Below are 21,338 nucleotides of genomic sequence, written 5' to 3' on the forward strand. Positions count from 1 at the left end.
GCACGCGTTTATATTGTCGGGAATTGTTGAGTGGCCGAACGGCTGCATTGGCTTCGGTAATGCTTCGTGCGAGAAAAGCAGAGCTCGAACAAGATAGGGAATCTCCTTGACCATCGGACTTGCGCACGCCGAATTGATCGCGGTTCTGACAGCCGTCACCGGCAACGATCCCCGGGTTATGACGGTGCGCTCCGGCGATGCTTTGCCGTCGGGACCGTTCGAGCTTGGGCACCGGACGTTGCAGAGCGGTCTTCGCGAATGGGTGCGGGAGCAGACGGCGCATCCGGTCGGCTATCTCGAGCAGCTTTACACATTTGCCGACCGAGACAGGAACAACGAGATCCTGGGCGGCCGGACGATTTCGATCAGCTATCTCGGCCTCGTGAGGGAGCAGGCGGCGCCTGGCGGTGGCCGGCCGGGATGGCATGGTTGGTACGAATATTTCCCTTGGGAAGACCATCGCAACGGCCGGCCGGCCGTCATGGATGATATTGTCGAGCGGCTAAATGGCTGGGTCTCAGACGATTCAGCGAAGCGCGATCAGCGTAGGCGTCGCGCCGATTTCGCTTTTGGTTTGAACGATGCCACCTGGAATGAAGACCTTGTTCTGCAGCGCTATGAGCTTCTTTATGAGGCCCGGCTTGTCTTGGAGGCGGGCTGCGCGCAGCAGAGCAATTCCGGCCGGCCGATGTTTGCCGATCACCGGCGGATTCTCGCGACCGGCATGGCGCGGCTGCGCGCGAAGATCAAATATCGCCCCGTCGTTTTCGAACTGATGCCGGAGAGTTTTACGCTCCTTCAACTGCAGCGTACCGTTGAGGCTCTGGCGGGCCTGACGCTGCACAAGCAAAACTTCCGCCGGCTGATCGAGCAGCAGGAGCTGGTGGAGGAAACAGGCGCGACCGAAAGCGAGACAGGAGGGCGGCCGGCAAAGCTCTTCCGTTTCCGCCGCGCCATTCTCGAAGAACGCGAACTTGCCGGAACAAAATTACCGCTCTCCCGCAATTGACATATGCTCACAACGAGAATATCTATTTGCGCATAATATACTCAATCTGAGTATAATTAGGAGAGCCGGTCATGAACCAACCCGTATCCGCATCCTCCCTCTACGATCGCGTCAGCCGCGTCATTCCCAAAGCCGAATGGATGATGTTTCAGGATGATGTCGAGGCGATCCTCGAGTTGAAGCGTCGCCGCAACGCCGTCATCCTCGCGCATAATTACCAGACGCCGGAAATCTTTCACGGTGTCGCCGATATAGTCGGCGACAGCTTGGCGCTCGCTCGCAAGGCGATCGACGTAGACGCCGACATCATCGTGCTCGCCGGTGTGCATTTCATGGCCGAGACCGCCAAACTGCTCAATCCGGAAAAGACCGTGCTGATCCCCGATATGGCGGCCGGTTGCTCGCTGGCGGAATCAATCACGCCGGATGACATCGCACTTTTGCGCCAAGCCCATCCTGGGGTTCCCATCGTCACCTATGTCAACACGTCCGCTGCAGTGAAGGCGGCATCCGATATCTGCTGCACGTCGGGCAATGCCAAACAGGTGGTGGAATCGCTCGGCGTTCCCAAGGTGCTGATGATCCCCGACGAATATCTGGCGCAGAACGTCGCCCGAGAGACCAATGTCGAGATCATCGCCTGGCATGGGCATTGCGAAGTGCATGAACTTTTCACCGCCGACGATGTGCGCCAGCTACGCGAAAATTATCCCGGCGTAACGGTGCTCGCCCATCCGGAATGTCCACCTGATGTCGTCAGGGAAGCGGATTTCGCCGGCTCTACCGCCGTCATGTCCGATTATGTCGGCAAGAAGCGCCCGGCGCGTGTCGTGCTGCTGACCGAATGCTCGATGAGCGACAATGTTGCCGTCCATCATCCGGATGTCGAATTTGTTCGGCCCTGCAATCTCTGCCCGCACATGAAGCGCATCACACTCGGCAATATCCGCAGGGCACTCGAGGAAAACCAGCATGAAGTGACTGTCGACCCCGCAATTGCGGTCGCAGCACGCCGCGCGGTGGAAAGGATGCTGGCGATATGACCGAGGTTCTTCACGAGCTTGCAGACCGCGTCGTCATCGTCGGCAGCGGTCTCGCCGGCCTGATGGCGGCATTGACGCTGGCGCCGCAGCCGACCGTCATCATCACACGCGCAGCACTCGGCGCCGAGACGTCGAGCGCCTGGGCGCAGGGTGGTATTGCCGCGAGCATGGGAGCGGATGACAGCGCAGAGTTGCATGTCGCCGATACGCTTGCCGCTGGCGATGGGCTCTGCGATCCCGTAGTGGCCGCAAGCATCATTGCCGAAGCGCCCGCGGCAATCGCCGCTCTGGAGCGGGCAGGCGTCCGCTTTGACCGAAATGGTGCGGGAGCCTTGTCGCTCGGCCTCGAAGCCGCCCATTCGCGTCGCCGCATTGTTCACGCCGAAGGTGATGGCTCCGGCGCGGCGATTGTTCGGGCGCTGGTGCATGCCGTCGCCAACACGCCGTCCATTACGGTGCTTGAGGGATATGAGGCGCGGCGGCTGCTCCTCCTGGATGGCGAGCGGATCAGCGGCCTCCTATGCGCGACACCAAAGGGAATGGCCGCTCTGCCGACGTCCCGTATTCTCCTCGCGACCGGTGGCATTGGCGGTCTCTTCGATGCGACGACCAATCCCGTCGGCAATTTCGGTCAGGGCATCGCGCTTGCAGCAAGAGCGGGAGCGCTTCTTGCCGATATGGAGTTCGTGCAATTCCACCCGACAGCCCTCGATTCGCGTCGGCGACCGTTGGCGCTGGTCAGCGAAGCCGTGCGCGGCGAAGGCGCCTTGCTCGTCAATGAGAGAGGTGAGCGTTTCATGGCGGAGGTTCCCGGCGCGGAACTGGCCCCACGCGATATCGTCGCGCGGGCGATCAGCGCGGAAATCGCCCGCGGCGGCCGCGTCTTTCTCGATGCGCGCGAAGCGCTCGGCAATCGCTTTACCGCTCGCTTCCCGGTGATCGATGCGCTCTGCCGGGAGGCAGGCATCGATCCGTCGAGCCAGCTCATCCCGGTCCGTCCCGCCGTCCATTATCACATGGGCGGGGTCGCCACGGATGTAAACGGCCGCAGTTCCGTCTCCGGCCTCTGGGTGGCAGGGGAGGCGGCGTCAACCGGCCTTCACGGAGCCAACCGGCTCGCCAGCAACTCGTTGCTGGAGGCCGCCGTCATGGGCATGCGTGCCGCACGGGACATGGGAAGCACTGCTGCGACCTCTGCGAATATGCTGTCGGTCCACGCACGTCCGATAGTTCCGGATCCTTCGCTTGTCCGGCCGATCGCCTCGCGTCATCTCGGCGTGCTTCGCAACGCCGGCGCCATTCACGGAGCGATCGCTGCGCTGTTGCCGCTGGCCGAAAGCGAAGGTGCGGCCGCCGATCCTGCCGCGGTGGCGCTGCTGATCGCCGTCTTTGCAAGTCTCAGAACGGAATCGCGCGGCGCCCATGCCCGCACGGATTTTCCGTTGAAACTGAAGCATACTCAGCGGCGGACAATGCGACTGCCGGATGCATTGGATATCGCCCGTTCCGTCATTCCCTATACTTTCGCCAGGAGCGCCTGACATGACTCTCGTTCCCCTGCCGCGCCTCATCATCGAGCCGCTGGTGCGCAATGCTCTGCTGGAAGATCTCGGCCTTGCCGGCGATATCACGTCTGCCGCCGTCATCCCGGAGGATCACCGTTCCACCGTTGCCATGGTGGCGCGCCAGCCGGGCGTGGTCGCCGGGCTGGATGCCTCGGAACTCGCCTTCCAGCTCGTTGATCCGCGGATCGTCATGACCCGTCATCTGCACGACGGCGCAAAGGTGGCTGCCGGCGATATGATCGCAACGATCGAAGGCCCGTCTCGCGGCCTGCTGACGGCGGAGCGGACCGCACTGAATTTCCTCGGCCATCTCTCGGGTATCGCGACCGTAACAGCCGGTATCGTCGAGGCGATCAGCGGCACGAAAGCCTCGATCGTCTGCACCCGCAAGACGACGCCGGGACTGCGGGCGCTGGAGAAATATGCAGTCCGTGCCGGCGGCGGCATGAACCATCGTTTTGCGCTCCATGATGCCGTGCTGATCAAGGACAATCATGTCGCGGTCGCCGGCGGCGTCACAGAGGCTATCCGCCGGGCAAAAGCCGGGGTCGGTCACATGGTCAAGATCGAGGTTGAAGTGGACACGCTCGACCAGCTTCGTGAAGCCATGGCAGAAGGCGTCGACGCCGTGCTGCTCGACAATATGACGCCCGATCAATTGCGCGAAGCGGTAGGCATCGTTGCCGGGCGCGCAATCACCGAGGCCTCGGGCCGTGTCACGCCCTCAACTGCCGCGACAATTGCGGCTTCGGGCGTCGATCTGATCTCGGTGGGCTGGGTGACGCATAGCGCGCCGACGCTCGATATCGGGCTCGATTGGAAAGCGGTTGCATAACGCTGAGCTTGATATTGGCATAGCAAGCAGCGACGGAATCGGCGGTAGTCAGGTAACGATATCGTTATGGAAATTCCCCCGTGGCATTCGCTTGGCGCTTGCACACCCGCCGCCTTGCTGATCAAAATCCGCGAGTTTTCATCATCATGCATGGGATGCGGCAAACAGTGACCAAGATCATAGATTACGTTTTTTCCATCGGCTCGCCCTGGTCCTATATCGGCCTGGAGCCGTTTCTCGATCTCGCCGAAAAGACGGGCGCGGAAATCCGGCCTTATCTCACCATCGTCATCGAGGAGAACGGCGGCATTTTCTCGCGCAATCGGCCGGAGCCTCGCCGGCAATATTGGCAGCGGGATCTCAAGCGTTGGGCCGGCCTTCGCGGCAAGAAACTGCTTCTGGAAAATCGCCCGCCGCTCGCTGACCCGGCGCCTGCCGCCTTCATGGTCATCGCCGCCTATCTCGACGGCAAACCCTGGCTCGAACTGACGAAAGCCCTACAGGAAGCCTTCTGGGGTCGTGGCGAAGATATCGGCAATCCCGCGGTACGCAAGGCGATCGCCACCGCCGCAGGTTTCGACGGCGATGCGCTCGCAAAGCGGGAACAGGATGCGGACGTACAGGGCAAGTGGACGGCGGACCGTGAGTTTGCGATCAAGAATGGCGTCTTCGGCTTTCCATCATTCCTCTATGACGGCGAGCTTTACTGGGGCCAGGACAATCTGCACTTCATCGAGAGCCATCTCAACGGCATCAAGCCGTAAGTAAATCGGCTTTGGTATAGCCCTGAAGATAGAAATCGACTGGGGGTTAGACGCTGTTTGGAAGTACCATGGACTGCATTGGTGCAATGCAGTCCGGCATGGCGGAAGGGTAAAGGCATTTGAGCAATCCTTGGTCCGGGGGCCAAACAATCGATGTCGCCATTATTGGCGGCGGTGCGGCCGGCGTCGCAGCGGCGCGGCGGCTGCAATCCCTCCGCCCCGACGTTTCGGTGTTGATTCTCGAGGCGAAGGACCGGGTCGGAGGTCGCGCCTGGACCTTTCGATTGTCATCGCTCGGGGATGAGCCCGTCGATCTCGGCTGCGGATGGCTCCACGGCGCGAGGACGAATGGATGGACCGAGATTGCCCGCCAGCTCGGGCTGACGGTGGAAACGACGCCCGCCCCCTGGAGCGAAGGCGGGCGGACGATCGGAGGGGCGGAAGCGAGATCCGCCATCGGCGCCTTTTTCGCGCGCGCGGAACAACGGGGGGATTCCGGCGAAGACGGATCGCTCGACGAACTGCTGGAACCCGGAAATCGCTGGAATGGCTGTGTTGAAGCAATCGGCACGTTTCTAAATGGCGTCGAGCTCGCGGCGGCCTCCATTCACGATTATGTCCATTATGATCCGGGGCCTAGCCCGGACTGGCGCGTGCGTGAGGGGTATGGGACGCTGATTTCGGCCTACGCGCAGCCGGTACCCACGATGCTGTCGACTGTGGTCCAAACCATCGATCATCTCGGCGCCGAATACATCCTTTTGCAGACGGATCGCGGCACGCTGCGTGCACGCATGGTCTTGGTCACGGTCGCGACAAATGTGATTGCGAAGGATCAGATCAAATTCGATCCGCCGTTGCCGGGAAAGCGGGAAGCGGCCAGTCGATTGCCGCTGGGGCTTGCCAACAAGCTGTTCCTGAGTGTGCTCTCACCAGACGATCTGCCGATCGATACCAGACTGACGGGTTCCCTGGATCAGGTCCGAACGGGTTCCTACCAGATACGCCCCTTCGGCACCGCCTTGATCGAGGCCTATTATGGCGGTTCACTGGCGCGGGATCTGGAAGCCTCTGGGGAGCAGGCAGCGCTCGCATTCGCCAGAGAAGAGTTGATCCGGCATTTCGGAAGCGCCTTCGGCCGTCGGATTGATGCTGCGGCAATGTCGGCCTGGCATGGCGAGCCACATATTGGCGGATCCTATTCCTATGCCGAACCGGGCGCTTCCGGTGAACGTGTCGTGCTAGGCGAAACTGTTGACGACAGGCTCTTCTTTGCCGGCGAAGCCTGCTCGCCGACACGCTTTTCAACGGCACACGGCGCCCTCGAAACCGGATTTGGTGCAGCCGAAGCGATCGCTGTGGTTTTGAAGCGAACCGCTTGATGCGACCACCTCTCTTGTATTGCACTTTGCATTACATTGGCCTATTTTTCTTCTGAAACTGAGGATCATGTGATGGCAACGCCTGCGCAGAAAAAAGAGACACCCGTATCGATGCGGTTGCGCAATGACGATCTGGCCATCATTGACCGCGGCGCGGAACTGCTCGGTCTGTCACGTACGGAGTTCATGCGCCGCGCCGCAGTTCATGAGGCGCAAACCGCGATCTTGAACGAGACGGTCATTCGTCTTTCGCCAGGAGCTTTCGATGATTTCCTGCAGGTCATCGGCGCAACACCGGCAGTTCCGCCGGCAAAGGTGAGGGAGCGGTTGCAGCGCAAGGCGCCGTGGGAACAATAGGACCATGGCGCTTTCCGGCATCGCCCTTTTATCCGATCATCACCGGTTGGATGGTTTTACCTGCGGGAAACCTGCGCTGGATGATTGGTTGGCAAATTTTGCGCGATCCAATCAGACACGCGGATTCACCCGAGTCCTCGTCGTGGCTGATGACGATGTCGTCGTTGGTTATTACGGCCTTGCTCCCTCCGTCATTGAGCCCAATGCCACCCCACGCAAGATTCGCACGGGCCGTCCGCCTGATCCCATCCCCTGCTTATTGATCGGTCAGCTCGCCGTTGACCGCCGCCACGCCGGACGTGGCATCGGCTCGGCTCTGGTGAAGGACGCGCTGGCGCGCTGCGTCGCCGGCGCGGATATCGTTGCAGGGCGGGCTGTGGTGGTTCGTGCTATAGACACGGAGGCGGAGACATTCTGGCAGAGCTGGGGTTTTATTCCGGCCCATGATAATCCCTCGATCCTGATGCGTTCAATAGACGATATCAGACACTGGCTTGCCGAATGTGCTTGATAGGCGTCCGACGGGTGAGCGCCCCCTGCTAGGACAGTTGCTTCGCCTTCAGCACCGAGACGGCCGCTTCGCTGTTGTGAACGTAATCGTTCGCGTCTGGCTGCCTCTGCACGAGCAGGATGAACAGCAGGTCGGTGAGCATCAGTTGCGCGTCGCGCGCCGTAATCGCCGAGGAGCGGACGCGGTCTTCGTCGCCGACGGTATAGAGGCGGATATCGGCGACGTGGGCCAGTGGATTGTCCTGAAGGCCGGTCACGGCGATGACGACCGCATTTCGCTGGCTGGCGAGTTCGGCGATCCTGAGAGTCTCGATGCTGGTGCCTGAATAGGAGAGGGCGAATAGCAGGTCGTCGGGGCCGAGTGTGGAAGCATTGGCCATCTGTACATGGCTGTCGCTGTCGTGCAGGACATTTCGGCCGAGTTTCATAAGCTTATAGGAAAAGTCTCGAGCGACCAGCGAAGACGCGCCGACACCGGCGAGATGAATGCGGCGGGCTTCGTAGAGCGCTTTCAGCGCCTTGCCGATATCGAGTTCATTGTTGACGGCGATCGTCTGCTGCATGGCCTGCAGCTTGCTGCCGAGCAATTTTTGCAGGATCGTCAGATAACCATCATCGACTTCGATGGTCCCGTGGATCATGCCCGCCGGAGCCTGCCATTCCTGCGCCTTGGCCTCGCTGACGGCGAGTTTCAGTTCCTGATAACCGGCATAGCCGAGTTTCTGGCTGAACTTGACGACGCTCGACTGGCTGCGGCCGGTCTCGGCGGCAAGGGCGGCGGAGGAGAGCCGCAGCATCTGATCGGGATTTTCGACGATGAATTGCCCGATCTGGCGATCGGCCGGCGCCATGCCTTCGAGCTTCGCGCTGATTTTCTTTAAGATAGACATCCGCCCCTTCAGGCCCTGGAGGCCAGTTCACACGCCGACATAGTCGCGCAACAAGATATCATCCGACCGAGGGTGGGCAACCATGCTTTCACTCCGTCGGCCGCTGACGTTAGCACAAATGCGAGGAATAAAAAATTCCACTCCGCATTGACATGGCGGAATGAACGAATAGTCTTGAACCGGAAGCAGACGGGATGGCGCATGCTCCTTCGCCCCTCTCTTCGACGGGTTTCATCTCATGGACAGATTGCGGATATCAGGCGGAAACAGGTTGCAGGGCGCTGTGACGATTTCCGGCGCCAAGAACGCCGCCTTGCCGCAGATCGCGGCGGCGCTACTCAGTTCGCATCCGCTGGAACTGACGAACCTACCCGCCGTGACCGATGTCGAGAACATGCTCGGCGTCGTTGCCCTCCACGGAGCGGTCGTGACCCGCGCGGCGCACGGAACCACCATCGATCCCAGCGCCATAGTCTCGAAGGAGACCTCCTACGACACGGTGAGGCGCATGCGGGCGACGGTGTTGGTGCTTGCGCCGCTGCTGGCACGCTTCGGGCATGCCCGCGTCTCTCTGCCCGGAGGCTGCGCCATCGGTGCACGGCCGGTCGACATGCATATCAAGGCACTGGCGACGCTTGGCGCTGATATCGCGATCGAGAATGGCCTGATCGTCGCATCGGCCCCTGGCGGACTGAGAGGCGCGCGTATCGTTTTGAGCTCACCATCCGTCGGCGCGACCGAGACTGCGATGATGGCGGCATGTGCTGCCAAGGGCGAGACGGAAATCTTGAACGCGGCGCGCGAGCCTGAAGTGGCCGATCTCGCCGCCTGCCTTACAGCCATGGGCGCTCGGATCGAGGGCGCAGGTACGCATCGCATCCTGATAGAGGGCAGCACGAATTGGCAGCCTGCCCGGCATCATGGCATATCCGACCGGATCGAGGCCGGCACCTATGCCGTCGCGGCCGCCATCACCGGCGGCCAGCTTGAACTGATTCACGCCCGGCTGGAGAATCTCGCTTCCGTCGTGCAGGCGCTGGAAGCCATGGGCGTCAGCGTCTGGCCAAGCGATCGCGGCCTGGTGGTTTCGAGGGATGGCCCGCTGAAGGGCGCCGATATCACTACGGAACCCTATCCTGGCTTTCCCACAGACCTGCAGGCGCAGTTCATGGCGCTCGCCTGCTGCGCCGAAGGCGCCTCGCTGATCCGCGAAACGGTGTTCGAAAACCGCTTCATGCATGTGCCGGAATTGATGCGTCTCGGCGCCAACATCACGCTGCAGGGCACCACGGCGCTGGTCCGCGGCGGCGCACCTCTTCGAGGGGCGCAGGTCATGGCGACCGATCTGCGCGCCTCCGTCTCTCTGGTGTTGGCGGCGCTGGTGTCGAACGGTGAAACCATCGTCAACCGCGTCTATCATCTCGATCGCGGTTACGAGCAGTTGGATCGCAAACTCCGCCTTTGCGGCGCTGATATCGAACGATTGACGTCATGAGCGGCGAAACAGACGACGTCCGCTACTTTCTCGGCATCGACGGCGGGGGCACCGGCTGTCGCGCAAGGATCGAGGATGCGGCCGGGGCCGTATTGGGCCAGGGACTATCCGGCCCCGCGACCACGCGGCTCGGCATTGCCGAAGCATGGGCTTCCATTACGAGGGCTTTCGAAGCCGCGATCGAAGAGGCGGGCCTCAGCCCATCTGACATCGTGCGTGTTCACGCGGGCGTCGGCCTAGCCGGGATCGGGCGCAAGGGTGCGCTAGAGGCGCTGCGAGCCATAAAGCATCCCTTTGCCAGCATCGATTTCGTCAGCGACGGCGAGGGCGCCTGCCTCGGAGCCCATTCGGGCCGCGACGGTGCGATCGTCATTGCCGGGACGGGATCGATCGGCCTGGGTTTTGTCGAGGGTCGCCACTTGCGTGTCGGAGGATACGGCTTTCCGATCTCAGACGAAGGCAGCGGCGCGGATCTCGGGTTAAAAGCTGTGCAGCTTGCGCTACGCGCCAATGATGGCCGCCACGAGAAGACGGCACTGTTGGCCGAGATCATGCAGCGATTTCAGAATGATCCCATGGAAGCGGTCGCCTGGATGGACCGCGCCTCCGCCACGGACTACGCCGCTCTGGCGCCGATGGTCATACGCCATGCGGATCAGGGCGATGCCGCCGGGCGGCGCATCGTCCAGAGCGCGGCCGAGCATATCGACACGCTGATCCGCTCGTTGTTCGATAAGGGTGCTCCGCGTGTCTCCTTGCTCGGCGGCCTTTCCAGCCCGCTTGAGCCGTGGCTGGCGCCGGATGTCCGCCGCCGCCTCAAACCCATCGACGGCGATGCCGTTTCGGGTGCCATCATTCTTGCCAGAAAGTCGGTCTGCGGCCGCTGAAATGGCGGCTCTGCGTGTCGTCGATTTTACGCATTAAATATGGAATATTTTATTCCTTTCATGATTGACTGGCGGAATAAACGGACATAATGTTAACGAAGGTAAACAGGGAGGCCAGCAGCGAACGAAGCCATAAAGGCCGGCTGCTTGTGCTGATGACCAGCTTTCTGTTGCGTTGAAAATTTGGAGCTGCTGCGGGCGAGCGCGATCGTTGTCGATCGCGCACCATCCCTGATCTGTTTGATATCGAAGCGTAATTCTTTCGCGAGCGCGCACATGACAGAGCAAAGATTGATATCCGAACTGGAGCAGTTGGTTTCCGAGGGTCGCAATCCGAACACGATGCATATCGATCTGCTGTCGACCTTCGATATCCTGCGTGAAATCAACTATGAGGACCAAACCGTCCCCGCTGCGGTCGAGAAGGTGATTCCTTCTATCGCCGCCGCGGTGAACCAGATCGTCGCGGCCTTTCAAAAAGGCGGTCGACTGATCTATATGGGCGCCGGCACCAGCGGCCGGCTTGGTGTTCTCGATGCATCCGAATGCCCGCCGACGTTCAGCGTGCCGCCGAGCATGGTGATCGGCCTGATCGCTGGTGGCCCCGACGCACTGCAACGCTCGATCGAAGGCGCGGAGGACGATCCGGAAGAGGGTCGCCAAGCTTTGCAGGATATCAACGTGACGGCCGCGGATGTTGTCGTCGGCATCGCCGTCAGCGGCCGTACGCCCTACGTCATCGGCGGGCTGAACTATGCAAAGAGCGTCGGCGCGGCCACCATTGCCCTGTCCTGCAACCCCAATTCCGTCATCGCCGGCATTGCCGATCTTGCGATTTCTCCCGTCGTCGGTCCGGAAATCCTGACGGGATCGACCCGGCTGAAGTCGGGAACGGCACAGAAACTCATTCTCAACATGCTGACGACGGCGAGCATGATCCGGATCGGCAAGAGCTATCAGAACCTGATGGTCGACGTGAATGCGAGCAACAAGAAACTGGTCGCCCGCGCCTCCAGGATCGTCATGCAGGCGACCGGCTGCACGCAGGAAGAAGCACGCCGCGTGCTCGACCAAACCGGCAATGATGTCAAACTCGCCATACTCATGGAAATTACCGGAATGGGCATTGAAGAAGCTCGCGTGGCATTGCAAAACGCTGGTGGATTTCTGCGAAGAGCGATCAATGCGAAGACCGCGTGAACTGAAGTTGCAATGGCAATAGCTTTTACGAAGTAGCCAAAATCGGCTGGGGAAGCGTTAAGACGCTCGGAGGGAGAAAAGAATGAAAAGGCATTTTGCGAGGAAGCTGATTTCGTGCGTCGCAGTGGCGGCAGCTCTCGGCGTGGCGGCGGTTTCGACCGAAGCGCAGGCGGCAACGCTGCGGATGGCATGGGCGCAGGATGCGACCGGCCTCGACCCGCACAAGCAGACCGCCTTTTCCTCGATCCGCCTGCTGGAGCTGATCTATGAGCCGCTCGTCCGGCTCGACAGCAATCTTCAGATCATTCCTGCCATTGCCGAGAGCTGGCAGTTTTCGTCCGACGGCAAGGAGCTGACCTTCAAGCTCAATCCGAATGCGAAGTTCCAGAATGGCGCTGCCGTCACGTCGGCTGACGTGAAAGCGTCGTTCCAGCGCATTCTCGACCAGGCGACGGGTGCCGCCGCACGCGCCAATTTCCTGTCGATCGCCAGCATCGATACGCCGGATGCGACGACCGTCATCTTCCACATGTCGCAGCCCGATGTTCCTATCCTGACGTCGATGACCAGTCTCAACGCGTCCGTCGTTCCGGCAAGCGAAATCACCGCCGGCTCCATCGGCACGAAGGCGATCGGTTCCGGTCCCTTCAAGCTCGACAATTGGGTTCCGAATTCCAAGGAGGTCCTGAGCGCCAACAAGGCCTGGGCCGGCGGCACAGTCGGTGTCGATGGCATCGACATCAGCGTCCTTCCGGATGAAACGGCGATCCTGGCATCGCTTCGCACCGGTCAGATCGATTTCGCGCTTCTGAACGATCCGCTGGTAGCGACGCTGGTTCCGAAGGAGCCGAAGCTGCAACTGACCCGCACGCCGGTGCTTTCCTATAACGTCCTGCAGCTCAACCCCTCACACAAGCCGATGGATCAGTTGGGCGTGCGCCAGGCAATCTCCTGCGCGATCGACCGGCAGGATGTGCTGGATACGGCAGCGCTCGGCGAAGGCAAGGTGACGGGCCCGTTGACCATGCCACTTTATGCGACCGATCCGGGCCAGCTCTTCTGCTATAAGCGCGATGTCGAAAAGGCGAAGAAGCTGATGGCCGACGCCGGCTTTGCCAACGGCTTCTCCGCAACCGTGATCGCCGCCACCGGTGAGCCGCCGACCGCCACCGCCGAAGCCCAGGTCATCCAGTCGCAGCTCGCCGAAATCGGCATCAAGCTCGATATCAAGGTCATGGAACTCAACGTCTATGTCGATGCCTGGCTGAAGGGCAATTTCGATATGGCTGTTGCGCTGAATGGCGGCAGCGCCGATCCCTATTCGATGTACAACCGTTACTGGACGAAGACCGGCAACCTGCAGAAGGTCGCGAACTATATCGACGATACCTTGGACAGCCTGATGCAGAAAGGTCGTGTCGAAACCGATCCCACCAAGCGAAAGGTCATTTTCGGCGACTTCGAAAAGCACATTGCCGAAGTCTCGCCGTGGATCTGGCTCTACACCGCCTATGGCTACACGGCCGAGCAGAAGAACGTTCAGGGCTTCGTGCCGACACCGACGGGCTCTCTCTTCGGCCTCAGCAAGGTATCCATCCAGTAAGGATAGGTATCTGGTTCTAGAGGAAGTCCCATGGGTTACCTGACGCGCCGGCTGATGACATTCCCGCTGATCATGTTGGGAGTGTCCGTCCTCGTGTTCGTCGCCATCCGGCTGGTGCCGGGCGATGCGATCACGGCTATGCTCGGAACCAATGCCGGCCTGCTGACACCCGAACAGAGGCAGGCGCTGGCGGCCTATTTCGGCATCGACCAATCATGGTTCGTGCAGTACTGGCATTGGCTGTTCGGTGTGCTGCAGGGCAATCTCGGCATTTCCGTCACCTACGGCAAACCGGTGCTCGACATCATCCTCGAGCGGTTTCCGCTGACACTTGAGCTTGCGCTGCTCTCCATGGTGATCGCGCTGCTGATTGGCCTGCCGGCAGGCGTCTTCGCCGCGACAAGAAATGAAAGACTGTCCGATCTCGCGGTACGCGTCGTTGCCATGGTCGGGCAGTCCACCCCGAATTTCGTTCTCGGACTTCTCATTATCTATGCCCTTTCGGCAGGCTTCGGTGTCCTGCCGGTAATGGGCGCGTTCACGCCGTTCTTGCAGGATCCGCTTGGCAATCTCGGCCAGATGATCCTGCCGGCATTGACACTCGGTTTTGCCTTCGCCGCTTCGGTCACGCGTGTCGTGCGCTCGGCCATGCTCGATGTGCTGAGTGACGACTATGTCCGCACTGCGCGCAGCCGCGGCGTGCCAGCCCGGGGCGTCATCTGGCGTCATGCGCTGCCCAACGCACTCATTCCGGTGGTGACGCTGAGCGGCGTGGAATTTGGCTATCTCCTTGGCGGCGCCGTGCTGGTCGAGCAGATCTACGCGCTGCCCGGTCTCGGGCGGCTGGTGCTCGATGCGATCCAGCAACGCGATTACGCACTCGTTCAAGGCTGTGTCCTGTTCATTGCCTTCAACTTCATGATCGTCAACCTGCTTGTCGACCTCGCCTATGTCGCACTCGATCCGCGCGTTCGCTTGGGAGAAGGCTGATGCGCACCGTCAAAGCCATTTTCGGGCACACGAGCGGCTGCATTGGCGGCGCCATTGTCGTCGTTTATCTCATCCTTGCCACTCTCGGCATGCTGGGACTGACCCCCTATGATCCGGTGACGCGGAGCCCGCTCAACCGATTGCACGCTCCAAGTGGCGCCTTTTGGATGGGGACGGACTTGCTAGGGCGCGATGTTGCTAGTCGGCTAATGAACGGCATCGGCGAGTCCTTCATCGTCGCCTTTCTCTCCGTTGCGCTTGCAAGTCTGATCGGCACCGTGCTCGGCCTGACCGCCGCCTGGTTCGGCAAGCGCTGGGACGGGGTGATCATGCGCACGATGGATGTATTGCTGGCATTCCCCGCCATCCTTCTCGCGCTATTGATCATCGCCATAGTCGGCCCCGGCACCTGGACCAGCGTCGCGGCGATCGCCATCGTCTATACGCCGATCTTTACCCGTGTCGTGCGCGGGCCGGCCCTCTCGCTGAAATCGCGCGATTTCGTCGATGCCGCCCGCACCTTTGGCAGCAGCAAGCCCTATATCCTGACACGGCATCTGCTCCTGAACCTCGTCGCACCATTGACGGTCCAGATCACCCTGGCGCTGGCATGGTCCCTCTTGACCGAAGCCGGCTTAAGTTTCCTCGGCCTCGGCACTCAGCCGCCGGCCTCTTCGCTCGGCTTGATGCTCAGCGACAGCCGCAACTTGATGGAAACCGCACCCTGGCTGCTGATCTTCCCCGGCCTCACCATCATGATCAGCATCCTCGGCTTCAATCTGCTCGGCGATGCATTGCGTGATGTTCTCGATCCGAAAATGCGGAGGTCCAGCCTGTGAGCCCTCTGCTTTCTGTGTCAAACCTGCAAGTAGGCTTCGGCCGCAATCCGGAGGCCAACAAGATCGTCCGTGGCATCCGCTTCGATCTCGAAGCCGGTGAGACGCTGGCGATCGTCGGAGAGAGTGGCTCGGGCAAATCGGTGACCGCACTCTCGATCAATCGCCTCGTCGATTTTGGCGGCGGTCGCATCATCGGCGGCTCGATCAAGCTGAGGCGCGCCGACAACAGCGTTCTCGATCTGACGATGGCGACGGAAGCGGAACTCACCAAAATCCGCGGCGCCGAGATCGGCATGATCTTCCAGGAGCCGATGACCTCGCTCAATCCGGTGCTGACCATCGGCACGCAGATCGAAGAGTCTTTCCGCCTGCATCGCGGGCTGACCGGTCGTCAGGCAACCGCTGCAGCAAAGGATGCGCTGGATCGCGTCCGCATCCCCGATGCTGCGCGGCGGCTGAAATATTGCCCGAACCAGCTCTCCGGCGGCATGCTGCAACGTGTGATGATCGCGACCGCGCTTGCCTGCAATCCGCGCCTGCTGATCGCCGATGAGCCGACAACGGCACTCGACGTGACAGTGCAGGCGCAGATCATGGCGCTTCTGGCCGAGCTGAAGCGCGAGACCGGCATGTCGATGATCTTCATCACCCATGATATCGGTCTCGTTGCTGGTATCGCCGACAAGGTCATGGTGATGCAGGCTGGCGAGGCGGTCGAGCAGGGCGAGCTGAATCAGATCCTCGATAAACCCAGCCATCCCTACACCCAGCATCTCCTTCATTCCGTGCCGCATTTTTCGGCCGGCCGCGCGACCCGTTCGGATTTTAGCCGCGATGAGACCGCAGAGGCTGCGCCGGCGCTCAAGGTTGATGGGCTGACAGTTCGCTTCCCGGTATCAGGCGGCTTCTTTTACCGTCCGACTGGGGCGGTGCATGCGGTCGAAGGCGTCGGTTTCGATCTTCTACCCGGCGAAACGCTGGCGATCGTCGGCGAAAGCGGCTCGGGTAAATCCACCACGGCGCGGGCAATCCTCGGATTGGTGAAGTCGACGCGGGGAACATTTACCGCAAATGCCGGAAAGACGGCGGACCGGACGAGCGCCGTGCAGATGGTGTTCCAAAACCCCTATGCCTCGCTCAACCCGCGACTTCGCGTCGATAGCATCCTGGCGGAACCCGTCATTGCCGCCGGCGGACGGGCGTCGGGGGAAACACGCAACAGGATGGCCATGTTGCTGAAGCGCGTCGGCCTGCCCGAAAACAGTCTCGAACGCTATCCGCATGAATTTTCAGGCGGGCAGCGCCAGAGACTGTGCATTGCACGCGCGCTGATGCTGAACCCTTCGGTTCTGGTGCTGGACGAGGCCGTCTCGGCGTTGGATGTTTCCGTTCAGGCCCAAGTCCTGGATCTCCTGATCGAATTGCAGCGCGAGTACCGGCTTGCCTATCTTTTCATCTCGCATGACATGGCAGTGGTCGAGCGGATTGCGCACCGGATCGCGGTGATTTATGCCGGCCAGATCGTCGAGATCGGCGATGCCGTGTCTGTACTCTCGCAACCGAAGCATTCCTATACCAAGCGGCTGATCTCGGCCGTTCCGGCCGTTGACCGCCGGCGGGAGAATTTTGCGCTGGATACGCGTCAGGTCCCCTCTCTGGTGCGCCCGCTCGGGTTCGAGCCGGCGGCACCCGAATGGCGACAATTCGCTCCGGATCATATAGCCCAGGCGGAAGCCTGAAAGAGAGACGCGGGGGAGCATGACGGCGACAGGGAATACGGAATTCGCGCAGCGCTTCGATCGGGCATTCCAGCCCGTTGAAGCCGCCGTTGCGACCGGGCGCATTCCCGGCGGCGTGCTCGGAATTATCGATCGCGACGGCAATCGGATGGTCCGCGCGGTCGGCTCGGCGCAGAAGGTTCCGATCACGCGGCCAATGCTTGCCTATACTTGGTTCGATCTGGCCTCGCTGACCAAAGTCATCTTCACCACACCGCGCATCCTGGCCTTGGCGGAAGCCGGCACGATCGATCTCGACGCGCCGCTGATTTCGTTGCTGCCGGATCTGCGCCAATATGATGCGGCTGCCTGGGAGCGGAAGGTGACCTTTCGCCAGTGCCTCGGCCATCAGACGCCCTTTCCGGCCGTCGAGCCGCTTTATACCTACGGCCGCGATCCCGACCTGCTGCGCGCCTTCATTCTCCAGCGTGAGTGGCGGGCCGGTCCGCCGGTTTATTCCGATATCAATTTCATCTTGCTCGGCTTCGCCTTGGAGCGCCTGACGGGTCAGACGATCCGCGACATGGATGCCGGCCCGGGTTTTGCGTTTTCCGCTACATCCGATCAGGCTGCCGCGACGGAGGATTGCACCTGGCGCCACCGCGTTCTCTCGGGCGAAGTCCATGATGATAATTGCTCCGCTTTACAGGGCGCCGGGCATGCCGGCCTGTTCGGAACGGCCGACGCGGTCCTCGATTTTGCCGTGGGTTTGCTTAGAGGCTCCAGCTCCTCCGAGCGCTCCATCGCGTTGATGCGCTCGCCGTTATCGGCGACCCGCACGCATGGATGGGAGCGGCCTTATGACGGCTGGTCGGGTGGCAGCTTGTGCGCGCCGGACACGATCGGCCATACCGGCTTTACCGGCACCGGCCTCTGGATCGATTTCGACAAGGGAAGGGCCTGGACGCTGCTCACCAACCGTATTCACCCGACACGCCATTTCGACAGCGGGATCGTGGCGCTTCGCCAGACCGTCGGCGATCTCGTCAACAAAGCTTAGGAGCTTGATCATGGAACCAATCTGGGCCGTCGGTCTGATGACCGGAACCGTTCTCGACGGCAATATCGATGTCGCCCTGCTCAAGACGGATGGCGAGCGGATCGAAGAGTTCGGTCCCTATGTGCTGGCGCCCTATCCGGAGTGGATCAAGACATTGCTGGAAGAGACATTGGCGCAGGCCCGGGTCTGGAATTTCAACGGGCCGGAGCCGGAAATCTTCAGGCAAGCCGAGGAGGCCTTGACGCGTGCGCAATCGGACGCGGTCAAGGACCTTGTCGAAAGCCACGGGCTGACGATGGCCGATATCGGTGTGGTTGGTTTCCACGGCCAGACCGTGCTGCATCGCGCGCCGCAAAAGGAGCGTCGCGGCGATACACGTCAGCTCGGCGACGGCGAATTGATGCGTTCCATCCTTGGCACCAAGGTTGCCTACGACTTCCGTTCCGCCGATGTGCGCGCTGGCGGGCAGGGTGCGCCTCTGGCGGCCGTCTATCATACCGCCCTGTTGCGGCGTGCAGGCGCCGGAGACGATACCGCCATCCTCAATCTCGGCGGTGTCGCCAACATCACCTGGTCGGACGGGGAGGGCAATTTCGTCGCCTTCGACACCGGGCCGGCTAACGCGCCGCTCAATGATTTTGTCAAATCCCATGGCCTTGGCGAGATGGACAGGGACGGCGCGCTCGGCCGAGCGGGTACGGTGGATGAGGCAAGGCTCGCGAAGCTGTTGCAACACCCTTATCTCAGCGCCCCCTATCCGAAATCGCTGGATCGCTTCGACTTCGGAGCCTCCATGGCTGACGGACTTGGCCCCGAGGACGGCGCGGCAACGCTTTCGGCCTTCACCGCATCCGCTGTCGGCAAGGCGCTGGACCTGCTGCCCCGCCGCCCGAAGAAGCTGGTGGTCAGCGGCGGCGGCCGCCGCAATCCGACGATCATGTCGATGCTCAGGACCCGCGCTGGCGTCGAGCCCATCTCGGCGGAAACGCTCGGCTGGCGTGGGGATGCCGTCGAAGCCGAATGCTTTGCATTCTTGGCCGTGCGCGTCTTGCGAGGCCTGCCGATCAGCTTTCCAGGCACGACGGGCGTGCCGATACCGATGCGCGGCGGCCGCCTTGCAGAATAGGTCGGCTTCGGCGGAGATCACACTTCGATTGTAATCGAACCATTGCCGAGCGAAAATCACTTATGGTGAAGCGGACGTATCCTGTTTCAGGAGGACGAAGTGAGAACCGTTGAACCAAAAATCTTGTATTTTGGAACACCTATTGCACTGATCAGCAGCCTGAACGAGGATGGTTCGACGAATTTGTCACCGATCTCGTCATTTTGGGCACTTGGCTGGACGATGGCACTTGGCCTGTTGAATGATGCCAAGCTCGCGGAGAATCTCGCGCGGCACCCGGAATGCGTCGTAAACCTTCCTTCTCCCTCAATGTGGCAGATGGTCGAAAAGCTTGCGCCGCTGACGGGCAAAGACCCAGTACCCGAACTGAAGTCCAGACAATTCAGGACGGAGAAAGACAAATTCACAGCAGCGGGATTTTCCAGGCACGACAGTGAGCTGGTTCGCCCGGTCCGGGCTGCAGAATGCCCGGTTCAAATGGAAGCCCGTGTCTTGTCACGTCATGAAATGGGCGGAACAAGACTGGCTGAACTTGGAGGCGGCCTTGTTGCGGTTGTTAAGATCTTGCGCGTGCATGCCTGCGAAGAGTTCTTGAAAGGAGATAGCGATCATATCGATCCGCATAAATGGTCTCCGCTGGTTTACAATTTTCGTCATTATTACGATTTGTCCGACACTGAGCTTGGGAAAACATTCCGGGCATAAGATCTCTATCCGGCTGTCTCATAGCGCGCGCGGCTGAGGCTGACGCAGCTAGAGACCGCCGCGCAGATGCCGGCCAAAACAAGTGCGAAACTGGGCGCGCTTGTCTGCGGCATGGCTTCGAAAATGATCGACATACAAATGGCACCAAAAGTTTGCCCGAGCAGACGTGCCGTGCCCTGCATGGCTCCCGCAGCGCCGCTGCGCGCCTTCGGTGCGGTGAGAAGGAGAATGCGGTTGTTTGGGGTCTGGAAAAGGCCGAACCCGACGCCGGCGATCACCGTACCGACTAGAAACGCAATTCCCCGGGGATCGGCGGGACTTAGACCCGCGATGAAAAGGCCTGCGGCCAGGAGCGCGCCTCCAGTGGCGCAGAGCCACGCCGTCTTGATGCGACCCGCCAGCCGTCCGGAAATCGGAGCGATGATGATGGTCGCGGCGGGCCAAGGCATCATGTAGAGCCCCGCCAGCGCCGGTGGCATGTGCAAAGTGTGCTGCAGGTAGAACGGCAGCGCGACGTAGCTCAGCATTTGGCCGGTGAAACACGCGATTGAGGCGATGACGGCAACCCGAAAGGCAGGATCGGCCAATAGATCCGTCGGAACAATCGGCGCAGTGTTCTTGCGCTCAAGGCGCAGCAGCGCGACGAGGGAGAGAATTGAGCCGCCAATCAACACGGCGCCGCTGATCGGTGCGCTGGCTATCCGGTCTGCGCCGCAAAAGAACAAAACGAACATCAGCGTGTTGGCCAGCAGCGCCGCAACATTCAATTGTCGCTTCATGCCTGGTAAATGGCCTAGAAGCCTGCCACACAGGAGGACGGTTGCGCCAAGCGGTATGTTGACGGCAAACAGCCAAGGCCAACTGGCCACAGAGAGGATTGCCCCGGCGACACCTGGCCCTGCGGCCGACGAAATGGCAATGACCATCGCGTTGATGCCGATGATCGTTCCCAATAGTTGTTGCGGCACCGCAAAGCGCAGGTTCATCATCGCCAGGGCCATGATCGCGCCGGCACCCAATCCCTGAGCAAATCGCGCCGCGACCAGAACCGGCAGATTTTCGGCGAAGGCACAGGCTGCCGAAGCTAGCGTGAACAGAGCGACACCCATCAGGAAGACTCGTCGCGGCCCGTAAATTTCGCCCAGCGCGCCGCAGGGCAGGAGGGCGACAAGCACAGCGAGCTGGTAGCTGGATACGACCCAGACGGTGTCGCTGGCATCGGCACCAAGCGAGGCCGCGATGGATGGCAGCGCGACATTGGCAATGGCTCCGTCCAACACCACAAGGACGAGCGTCATAAGAAGCACGGCAACGGCCACGTATCGTTGCGGATAGGGCAGTCCGTCATGGGCAGTGGTAC

The 21,338-nt window shown here is 61.1% G+C and carries 20 protein-coding genes; 18 read left to right on the forward strand and 2 right to left on the reverse strand.

From position 1 onward, the window contains the following. Window positions 1-106: 106 nt before the first annotated feature. The 8 genes from ACXHXG_RS22465 to ACXHXG_RS22500 all read left to right on the forward strand — a co-directional run bounded on the left by ACXHXG_RS22465 (window position 107) and on the right by ACXHXG_RS22500 (window position 7,466). Window positions 107-1,009 carry an NUDIX hydrolase gene (locus ACXHXG_RS22465; RefSeq protein WP_457900766.1) on the forward strand — a complete coding sequence of 301 codons (903 nt, stop codon included), beginning with the start codon at window positions 107-109 and terminating at the stop codon, window positions 1,007-1,009. A 71-nt stretch (window positions 1,010-1,080) separates the two neighbouring features. Next, entirely contained in the window at window positions 1,081-2,052 is a 972-nt protein-coding gene (gene nadA / locus ACXHXG_RS22470; RefSeq protein ID WP_457900767.1) for a quinolinate synthase NadA, read from the forward strand. Beyond that, window positions 2,049-3,593, forward strand: coding sequence for an L-aspartate oxidase (locus tag ACXHXG_RS22475; protein WP_457900768.1), 1,545 nt, complete (start codon window positions 2,049-2,051; stop codon window positions 3,591-3,593). Before nadA ends, ACXHXG_RS22475 begins: the two co-directional genes overlap by 4 nt. A 1-nt stretch (window position 3,594) precedes the next feature. Beyond that, window positions 3,595-4,452, forward strand: coding sequence for a carboxylating nicotinate-nucleotide diphosphorylase (nadC, locus tag ACXHXG_RS22480; RefSeq protein WP_457900769.1), 858 nt, complete (start codon window positions 3,595-3,597; stop codon window positions 4,450-4,452). 167 nt (window positions 4,453-4,619) lie between these two features. Continuing rightward, the gene (locus tag ACXHXG_RS22485) at window positions 4,620-5,216 is read left to right on the forward strand and encodes a 2-hydroxychromene-2-carboxylate isomerase (RefSeq protein WP_457900770.1); all 597 of its coding nucleotides are present in this window, start codon (window positions 4,620-4,622) and stop codon (window positions 5,214-5,216) included. Window positions 5,217-5,335: 119 nt separating this feature from the next. Then, a complete protein-coding gene (locus ACXHXG_RS22490) occupies window positions 5,336-6,598 on the forward strand; it encodes a flavin monoamine oxidase family protein (RefSeq protein WP_457900771.1) in 1,263 nt (420 codons plus the stop codon). 72 nt (window positions 6,599-6,670) lie between these two features. Further along, window positions 6,671-6,955 carry a type II toxin-antitoxin system TacA family antitoxin gene (locus ACXHXG_RS22495; protein ID WP_260305150.1) on the forward strand — a complete coding sequence of 95 codons (285 nt, stop codon included), beginning with the start codon at window positions 6,671-6,673 and terminating at the stop codon, window positions 6,953-6,955. A 4-nt stretch (window positions 6,956-6,959) separates the two neighbouring features. Then, a complete protein-coding gene (locus ACXHXG_RS22500) occupies window positions 6,960-7,466 on the forward strand; it encodes a GNAT family N-acetyltransferase (protein ID WP_457900772.1) in 507 nt (168 codons plus the stop codon). Between the two features lie 28 nt (window positions 7,467-7,494). Here the strand turns inward: ACXHXG_RS22500 and ACXHXG_RS22505 are convergent, their stop codons facing one another. After that, window positions 7,495-8,355 carry a MurR/RpiR family transcriptional regulator gene (locus tag ACXHXG_RS22505; RefSeq protein ID WP_028750248.1) on the reverse strand — a complete coding sequence of 287 codons (861 nt, stop codon included), beginning with the start codon at window positions 8,353-8,355 and terminating at the stop codon, window positions 7,495-7,497. Window positions 8,356-8,593: 238 nt separating this feature from the next. Between ACXHXG_RS22505 and murA the strand changes: the two genes are divergently transcribed. The 10 genes from murA (at window position 8,594) to ACXHXG_RS22555 (ending at window position 19,978) form a co-directional block, all read left to right on the forward strand. Continuing rightward, window positions 8,594-9,850, forward strand: a complete 1,257-nt coding sequence (murA, locus tag ACXHXG_RS22510) for a UDP-N-acetylglucosamine 1-carboxyvinyltransferase (RefSeq protein WP_285168563.1) — start codon at window positions 8,594-8,596, stop codon at window positions 9,848-9,850. Beyond that, window positions 9,847-10,737, forward strand: a complete 891-nt coding sequence (locus ACXHXG_RS22515; RefSeq protein WP_457900773.1) for a glucosamine kinase nucleotide-binding domain-containing protein — start codon at window positions 9,847-9,849, stop codon at window positions 10,735-10,737. The genes murA and ACXHXG_RS22515 overlap by 4 nt, the downstream gene beginning before the upstream one ends. Window positions 10,738-11,013: 276 nt before the next feature. Next, complete coding sequence (gene murQ / locus ACXHXG_RS22520; RefSeq protein ID WP_457900774.1) at window positions 11,014-11,937, forward strand: N-acetylmuramic acid 6-phosphate etherase; 924 nt, start codon at window positions 11,014-11,016, stop codon at window positions 11,935-11,937. Window positions 11,938-12,019: 82 nt separating this feature from the next. After that, window positions 12,020-13,540, forward strand: coding sequence for an ABC transporter substrate-binding protein (locus ACXHXG_RS22525; RefSeq protein WP_457900775.1), 1,521 nt, complete (start codon window positions 12,020-12,022; stop codon window positions 13,538-13,540). A gap of 30 nt (window positions 13,541-13,570) precedes the next feature. Next, the gene (locus tag ACXHXG_RS22530; protein ID WP_457900776.1) at window positions 13,571-14,530 is read left to right on the forward strand and encodes an ABC transporter permease; all 960 of its coding nucleotides are present in this window, start codon (window positions 13,571-13,573) and stop codon (window positions 14,528-14,530) included. After that, window positions 14,530-15,369: an ABC transporter permease gene (locus tag ACXHXG_RS22535; protein ID WP_260305143.1), complete on the forward strand. Its 840-nt coding sequence runs from the start codon at window positions 14,530-14,532 to the stop codon at window positions 15,367-15,369. The genes ACXHXG_RS22530 and ACXHXG_RS22535 overlap by 1 nt, the downstream gene beginning before the upstream one ends. Then, window positions 15,366-17,108: an ABC transporter ATP-binding protein gene (locus ACXHXG_RS22540; RefSeq protein ID WP_457900777.1), complete on the forward strand. Its 1,743-nt coding sequence runs from the start codon at window positions 15,366-15,368 to the stop codon at window positions 17,106-17,108. The genes ACXHXG_RS22535 and ACXHXG_RS22540 overlap by 4 nt, the downstream gene beginning before the upstream one ends. Before the next feature lie 19 nt (window positions 17,109-17,127). Then, a complete protein-coding gene (locus ACXHXG_RS22545; RefSeq protein ID WP_457900778.1) occupies window positions 17,128-18,147 on the forward strand; it encodes a serine hydrolase domain-containing protein in 1,020 nt (339 codons plus the stop codon). A gap of 10 nt (window positions 18,148-18,157) precedes the next feature. After that, a complete protein-coding gene (locus ACXHXG_RS22550; protein ID WP_457900779.1) occupies window positions 18,158-19,273 on the forward strand; it encodes an anhydro-N-acetylmuramic acid kinase in 1,116 nt (371 codons plus the stop codon). Between the two features lie 99 nt (window positions 19,274-19,372). Further along, window positions 19,373-19,978, forward strand: coding sequence for a flavin reductase family protein (locus ACXHXG_RS22555; protein ID WP_457900780.1), 606 nt, complete (start codon window positions 19,373-19,375; stop codon window positions 19,976-19,978). A gap of 5 nt (window positions 19,979-19,983) precedes the next feature. Here the strand turns inward: ACXHXG_RS22555 and ACXHXG_RS22560 are convergent, their stop codons facing one another. Further along, window positions 19,984-21,285: an MFS transporter gene (locus ACXHXG_RS22560; RefSeq protein ID WP_457900903.1), complete on the reverse strand. Its 1,302-nt coding sequence runs from the start codon at window positions 21,283-21,285 to the stop codon at window positions 19,984-19,986. Between the last annotated feature and the right edge of the window lie 53 nt (window positions 21,286-21,338).

Source organism: Rhizobium sp. LEGMi-198b (genome assembly GCF_054114205.1).

Excerpts from the sequence above, each read along its gene's own strand:
- nadA (WP_457900767.1), top strand. The coding sequence starts at position 1,081 with ATGAACCAACCCGTATCCGCATCCTCCCTCTACGATCGCGTCAGCCGC.
- ACXHXG_RS22475 (WP_457900768.1), top strand. The coding sequence starts at position 2,049 with ATGACCGAGGTTCTTCACGAGCTTGCAGACCGCGTCGTCATCGTCGGC.
- nadC (WP_457900769.1), top strand. The coding sequence starts at position 3,595 with ATGACTCTCGTTCCCCTGCCGCGCCTCATCATCGAGCCGCTGGTGCGC.
- ACXHXG_RS22495 (WP_260305150.1), top strand. The coding sequence starts at position 6,671 with ATGGCAACGCCTGCGCAGAAAAAAGAGACACCCGTATCGATGCGGTTG.
- ACXHXG_RS22500 (WP_457900772.1), top strand. The coding sequence starts at position 6,960 with ATGGCGCTTTCCGGCATCGCCCTTTTATCCGATCATCACCGGTTGGAT.
- ACXHXG_RS22505 (WP_028750248.1), bottom strand. The coding sequence starts at position 8,355 with ATGTCTATCTTAAAGAAAATCAGCGCGAAGCTCGAAGGCATGGCGCCG.
- murA (WP_285168563.1), top strand. The coding sequence starts at position 8,594 with ATGGACAGATTGCGGATATCAGGCGGAAACAGGTTGCAGGGCGCTGTG.
- ACXHXG_RS22515 (WP_457900773.1), top strand. The coding sequence starts at position 9,847 with ATGAGCGGCGAAACAGACGACGTCCGCTACTTTCTCGGCATCGACGGC.
- murQ (WP_457900774.1), top strand. The coding sequence starts at position 11,014 with ATGACAGAGCAAAGATTGATATCCGAACTGGAGCAGTTGGTTTCCGAG.
- ACXHXG_RS22525 (WP_457900775.1), top strand. The coding sequence starts at position 12,020 with ATGAAAAGGCATTTTGCGAGGAAGCTGATTTCGTGCGTCGCAGTGGCG.
- ACXHXG_RS22530 (WP_457900776.1), top strand. The coding sequence starts at position 13,571 with ATGGGTTACCTGACGCGCCGGCTGATGACATTCCCGCTGATCATGTTG.
- ACXHXG_RS22535 (WP_260305143.1), top strand. The coding sequence starts at position 14,530 with ATGCGCACCGTCAAAGCCATTTTCGGGCACACGAGCGGCTGCATTGGC.
- ACXHXG_RS22545 (WP_457900778.1), top strand. The coding sequence starts at position 17,128 with ATGACGGCGACAGGGAATACGGAATTCGCGCAGCGCTTCGATCGGGCA.
- ACXHXG_RS22550 (WP_457900779.1), top strand. The coding sequence starts at position 18,158 with ATGGAACCAATCTGGGCCGTCGGTCTGATGACCGGAACCGTTCTCGAC.